2 protein-coding genes are annotated in these 6,311 nt (G+C 59.9%); both read left to right on the top strand.

Annotated elements, in window-relative coordinates; genetic code table 11:
- Positions 1-35 precede the first annotated feature (35 nt).
- Positions 36-872, top strand: a complete 837-nt coding sequence (prmA, locus tag GGU46_RS15555; RefSeq protein WP_183404482.1) for a 50S ribosomal protein L11 methyltransferase — start codon at positions 36-38, stop codon at positions 870-872.
- A gap of 248 nt (positions 873-1,120) precedes the next feature.
- Positions 1,121-6,311, top strand: a 5,191-nt coding sequence (locus GGU46_RS15560; protein ID WP_183404483.1) for a hypothetical protein, incomplete at its 3' end; no start/stop codon positions are given.

Here is a 6,311-nt window from a genome sequence, read left to right on the forward strand (position 1 = left end):
TTTGTTTTGGTTGACTCCTGATAAATTTCCTGAGTATGGATTACATAGAACTGCGCGTACAGGCTCCCCGTGAGCTGTCGGATATACTGGTGGCGGAGTTGGCGGAGGTAGGCTTTAACACCTTCGAAGACAACGAGGAAGGTTTCTGTGCCTACATCGACGAAGACCAGTTTTCGGCGGATAATGTAGCCGAAATCATGAGCCGCTACGAGGCCCTGGGCGAGCTGGAGTTTTCGCACCGCGTGATTACCCGCCAGAACTGGAACGCCGAGTGGGAAAAGAACTTCCAGCCCCTGGTTATTGCCGATAAGGTGTCGGTGCGGGCTCCGTTCCACGAGGCGCGCCCCGATCTGGAGTACGAAATCGTGATTATGCCGCGTATGTCCTTCGGTACCGGCCACCACGATACCACCGCCCTGATGATTGCCAACCAGCTCGGCATCGACCACCAGGGCAAGCGCGTGCTGGACATGGGCTGCGGCACCGGCATTCTGGCCGTTATGGCCGTGCACCTGGGCGCCGCCCACGTGCTGGCCGTGGACGTGGAGCCCTGGACCGCGGAAAACGCCGCCGACAACGCCCAGGAAAACAACGTGCAGGACAAAGTGGAAGCCCGCCTCGGCGACGTAACCGCTCTGGAAGGCGAAGAGCCCTTCGATATCATCTTGGCCAACATCAACCGCAACGTACTCCTGGAGGACATGGGCGCCTACGCCCGCTACCTCAAGCCCGGCGGCCCCATTCTGTTCTCCGGCTTCTATGAGGATGACCTGCCCCTGATCCGGGAGGCCGCTGAAAAAGCTGGTTTCCAGTACGAAAGCCACCGCACCCAAAACCACTGGGTGTCGGCCGTGTTCCGGCAGCCGGTCTAGGTAGCCGAGTTATTTTCTGATAGTGCGCCCCGCCGCCTGAGCAGCAATTTTGCTCGGGCGGCGTCGTTTTTGGGTTTCGCCCCGCCGGCACCCGGGCCCGGAGTAGTTGGCTTGAAGCTGCTTGAGCCTCAGAATGGTACAAAAAAAGGGTGCCTTATGATTGTGGCGAGGGGCAGGCCAATCGGGCGCGAAAAGTGCCGGGTTTTGCCGAAATTGTAGGCGATTAACTAGGCTTTGACGAATTTGATATGAAGCGTACTCTTTTTGGGTTGGTTTGCACGCTGCTGTTGGGATGGAGTGCTCCGGCCTGGGCCCAGCAGAAGCCACAACCAGCCAAGCAGCCCGCTGGTACGGCGGGGCCCGCCACCCCGACCCCGCTCAAATGGTCGGGCAAGCTCAGCTCGGAGCCCCAGCAGTTTATGCTGGATGTGCAGGCCATGATGGCCAGCACCAACAGCGGTACGGCCCGCGCCACCGGCAACCGCCTGCTGCAGGTATGGGCCAGCAACCGCCTTACCGCTACCCAGCAGCGCTACATCGTGTCCCTGAGCCAGTACATGCTGGCCCGGAAGTTTCGGCCCAAGCCGCACTTTGAGCACTTTTTCTCGGCCATCGTAGCCGGCAGTCTGGTCCAGAATTTCTCGGATCAGCAGATGACTGAATTCCTGAGCGTGGCCGGTAAAGCCCTGGAAAAGGAGCAGCCCACCGACGCCGAGAAGTTTCTGGCCGCTGCCGCGCAGTTCCTGGATGGCAAGTTTCTCTACCGCTCGCGCTACAGCACCCTGCGGGTAGAGGGCGGCACGTTCAGCTTTGCCTACAACGAAACGGATATGCCCTCCATGGCGCCGCCCGCCCCTGCGGCCCCCGCAGCGCCGGCTCCCGCCACGGTTTCCACCAAGAAGCTGGATACCAAAGCCGCCAAGAAAAACAACGGCTGGGGCGACGAGGACCCCTGGGGTGCCGACAATGGCTGGGACACGCCCAAGAAGGGGAGCGGCACGGCCGCCAAACCCGCGGCCGATAACGGCTGGGCTGACCAGGCGCCTTCCTACAACTCCTACGTAGCACCCTCTACCCGGGGCCCGGTGCTGCTGCTGAAGGATGCCGACCTGTTTCTGGCCTCCTCCGGCGACTCGGTGTACATCCGCAAGACCAGCGGGGCGGTAGTGGCTACGCGCACCCGCTTTGTGGGCTACGGCGGGCAGTTTGGCTGGCAGGTGAATGCCAACCCCGTTACGGCCGACCTGACTACCTACGACTTCGACATCAGCCGGCCCGAGTTTACGGCCCAGCCCGTTACGCTTACCTACCCCGCCGTGCTGGCCCAACCCGTACAGGGCTGGCTGGCTTACCGCAGCCTCAAGCGCAAAACACCCACCACCGATACGGGCTACCCCCGCTTTATCTCCAACACCAACGATGCCCAGGTGAAAAACATCGGGGACAACATCCGCTACTTCGGGGGGTTTTCGCTTTCGGGTAACCGGGCGCTGTCCTCGTCCCTGGACGGGGCCTTGTCGCGCATTATTGTGGACGTGGACGGCAAGCCCAAGTTCCGGGCCTCCTCGCGGGTGTATGAGCTGGGCGACTCCATCATTACGGCCGCCCACGCCGCCGTTACCATTTACCAGGATAAGCAGGACTCGCTGACTCACCCCGGCGTGAAGCTCAAGTACAGCAAAAACAACCAGGTGCTGCAGCTGGCCCGCGAAAGCGGCCTCTACAAAACCACGCCCTTCTACGACTCTTATCACCAGATGGAAGTGACGGCCGAGCTGCTGACCTGGCCCGTGCGCACGCCCTACATCGACTTTTCTATCCTGACGGCCAAAAACCAGGTAACGGCCAACTTCGAGTCCAAGGAGTTCTATACCAACACCCGCTACCAGCAAATTAAGGCCATCAACAAGCTTCACCCGCTACAGATGGTGGTGGGCTACAGCCTGGAAAACGGCAACAAAAAGGTGTTCACGGTGCAGGACATAGCCACTTTCCGCCAGCTCAAGCCCGACAACGTGCGCACGGCGGTGGCCGGCCTGGCCCGCGACGGGTACGTGGCCTGGTACCCGCAAACCGACCAGATAGTGCTTTTGCCCAAGGCTATGCACTACGTAAACTCCTCGCGGGGTAAGAAAGACTACGACCACATTGCCATCAAGAGCCTTTCGCCCTCGGGCAAAAACGCTACCCTCGACCTGAACTCTAACGACCTGATTGTGCGGGGCGTGGACCGCTTCAACTTCTCCGATGACTCCGTGACGGTGTTCGTGAAGCCCGACTCCAGCGTGATTCGCATCCAGAAAAACCGGGGCGTGCAGTTCAACGGCACCGTGGTGGCCTCGGCCTTCGTGTTCAAGGGCAAGGAGTTCAAGTTCGACTACGACGGGTTTTATATTGATCTGGTGAAGATTGACTCCATCATCGTGAAGGGCAAGGGCTCGAAGGGCTCGGTGATGAAGGCCCGCAAGGATGTGGACTGGACTCTGACCAACAAAAAGAAAACCTCGGCCGGCCGCCTCTACATCAACGCGCCCAATAACAAGTCGGGCCGCAAGAAGCTGGGAGCCTACCCCACCTTTGATGCCAGCACCGGCGCCTACGTGTACTTCGATAAGCCCGAAGTGCTGGGCGGGGCTTATGATACCACCATGTACTTTGACATTCCGCCCTTTAAGCTGGATTCGCTCAATAACAAAAACCGGGTGGCCGTGGGCTTCAAGGGCACGTTCGTGTCGGGGGGCATCATGCCCGACTTCCAGACCAAGCTCAGCATGCAGGAAGACGGCTCTCTGGGCTTTGTGTACAACCTGCCCAAAGACGGTTTCCCGCTCTACGGGGGCAAGGGCCGCCTCTATAACAAGGTGCGCATGAACAACCAGGGCCTGCAGGGGGTAGGCAACATCAAGTACCTGACCGGCGACTTTAACAGCGAGCAGTTCGTGTTCTACCGCGACTCGGTGGTGACGGTGGGCAAAACCGGTACTATTCTGCCAGGACCCCTCAACGGGACGGAGTTTGCCAAAGTAACCCTGCTGCCCGGCTACCAGATGAAGTGGGCCGTGAAGCAAGACTCGATGTACCTGACCTCCCAGCAGCAGGGCGAGTCGTTTAAGCTCTACGACAACATCAACGGCTTTAAGGGTACGCTCACCTACACGCCCGGCGGCCTCTACGGCGACGGCCGCATGGATGGCCCGCAGTCGTTTATCCGCTCCACGCAGTTTGCCTTCAAGCCTACCCGCTACACCGGCAAAAAGGCCACCCTGAACATTAAGTCGGCGGAGGTGAACAAGCCGGCCCTGACGGCCAACAACGTAACCTTTACCTACGACCTGAAGGCGGGCAACACCGAGTTTGCCCGCGAAGAAGGCGACAATAAATCGAGCATCGAGCTGCCGTACTCGCAGTATCGCACCACGCTCTCGGGCGGGAAGTGGGACTTCAAGAAGAAGCTGGTGCAGCTGCGCGTGGCACCCGGCGCCGACTCGTCGCGCTCCTTCTTCTACAGCACCAAGCCCGAGCAGAAGGGCCTCAAGTTCCAGGCCGCCACCGGCCAGTACGACCTGAGCCGCTACCGCCTGGTAGCCGGCGGCGTGCCCCGCATTTCCACGGCCGATGCCTGGATTACGCCCGACTCCAGCAAAGTGTACATTCTGCCCAACGCCGAAATGCGTGCCTTCCAGAACGCGGGCATCGTGATGGACACCCTCCGCAAATACCACCAGCTCTACAAGGGCGAGGTGCGGGTGCTTTCGCGCCTGGCTTTCTCGGGCAACGCCCTGTACAACTACAAAAACGCTTCTGCCGACTCATTCGCCATCAAGTTTGCCAACTTCCACGTCGATTCGATGGCGACCATGACGGCCTCGCTGGGCAAGAACGGCAACAAAGGCGGCATGAAAGGCCTGCTCAAGCGCGCCCCGTCCGACGAGGACCAGCCGGTTTCGCCGCCCACTATTGCCGTCGCTACCCTGCAGGCCACCGACAAGTTTCACTTGGCTCCGCGCATTGCCTACCGGGGCGGCGTAACCATGAACTCCCAGAAAAAGGGCTTCACCTTCGATGGGCAAGCCAAGCTGAACTTCGTGAAAGCAACGACGGCTTCCGACTGGTTTGCCGTGCAGGATACCATTGACCCTAAAGGCATCCGTATCAAGCTCCAGGAACCGAAATCGGCGGACGGGACGCCGATGCTGTCGGGCCTGTTCCTCTCGGAAGGCACGGGCAAGGTGTATCCGCTTTTTGTGGCCACCAAGCCCGGCGTGACGGACATGAACCTGTTTGAGGTGGACGGCGACCTGCGCTTCAACCAGAAACGCGGCCAGTACACCATCAGCCGCCACGACCCCGCCGACCCCGATGTGTACGAAGGCTCCGTGCTGACCCTCACCGACTCCACGGGCGCCCTCGACTTCCGCGGCAAGCTCAACCTCATCAACTCCAATAAAGACTACACCCTCACGGCCGCCGGCCTGGGTACGGCCAAGCCCGACAGCGCCTTGTATGATTTGAACACCTTCCTGGCCTTCGACATTAACCTGCCGGAGAAGGCCGTGGAGGCCATGGCCGCCGACCTGGCTACCAATGCCAAAGGCGCGCCGGAAGCTCTGGATGGCTCGCCGGCTCAGCTCTACAAAATGGGCGAGTTTGTGGGCAATAAAGTGGTGCAGGATTACAGTACCCGCAAGGGCGGCTACGTGCCCCTGCAGAAAGTATCGGCCAAGTTCCTGCACACGGTGGTGCTGAGCCAGGTGAATCTGCGCTGGAATGAGAAGTTCAAGGCCTGGTACTCGGTGGGCAAGATTGGCCTGGTAAGCGTGGGCAAGAAGGACATCAACGCCCTGATTGACGGCTACATCGAAATCAAGAAGGAAAGCACCGGCGACGCCGTGGAGCTCTACCTGGAAGCCGAACCCCAGACCTGGTACTACATCAAGTACTCCAACAACGTGGTACTGGCGAAGGCCCAGCACGGCTCCTTCGATGAAATCATTGGTCTGAAGGCCAAGGGCGACTACAATACGGCCACCGAATACGGCTTCTACCTCGGCGACGACCAGGAGGTGCAAACCTTCCTCAACCACTTCCGCAAAGACTACCTGAAGGAAACCGGCAAGCGGAAAGTAAATACCACCCAGCCCCAGAGTACCGGCAACTTCGACTTTATGGAAGAGGGTAGCAAAAAGAAGAAGAAGAAAAAAGATCCGGTAGAAGAGGCCCTCCAGGCCGACCCTACCGCTACCCCCCCCGCCGAGGAGGAGCCCACTTCCAAGAAAAAGAAGAAAAAGGACGAGCCCGTAGAGGCGGCTCCCGCGCCCACCGAAGCTCCGGCCGAGGACACTGGCAAGAAAAAGAAGAAAAAGGACGAGCCCGTAGAGGCGGCTCCCGCGCCCACCGAAGCTCCGGCCGAGGACACTGGCAAGAAAAAGAAGAAAAAGG

Source organism: Hymenobacter latericoloratus (genome assembly GCF_014199535.1).
In the GTDB taxonomy this organism is placed as follows: Bacteria; Bacteroidota; Bacteroidia; order Cytophagales; family Hymenobacteraceae; genus Hymenobacter; species Hymenobacter latericoloratus.

Excerpts from the sequence above, each read along its gene's own strand:
- prmA (WP_183404482.1), top strand. The coding sequence starts at position 36 with ATGGATTACATAGAACTGCGCGTACAGGCTCCCCGTGAGCTGTCGGAT.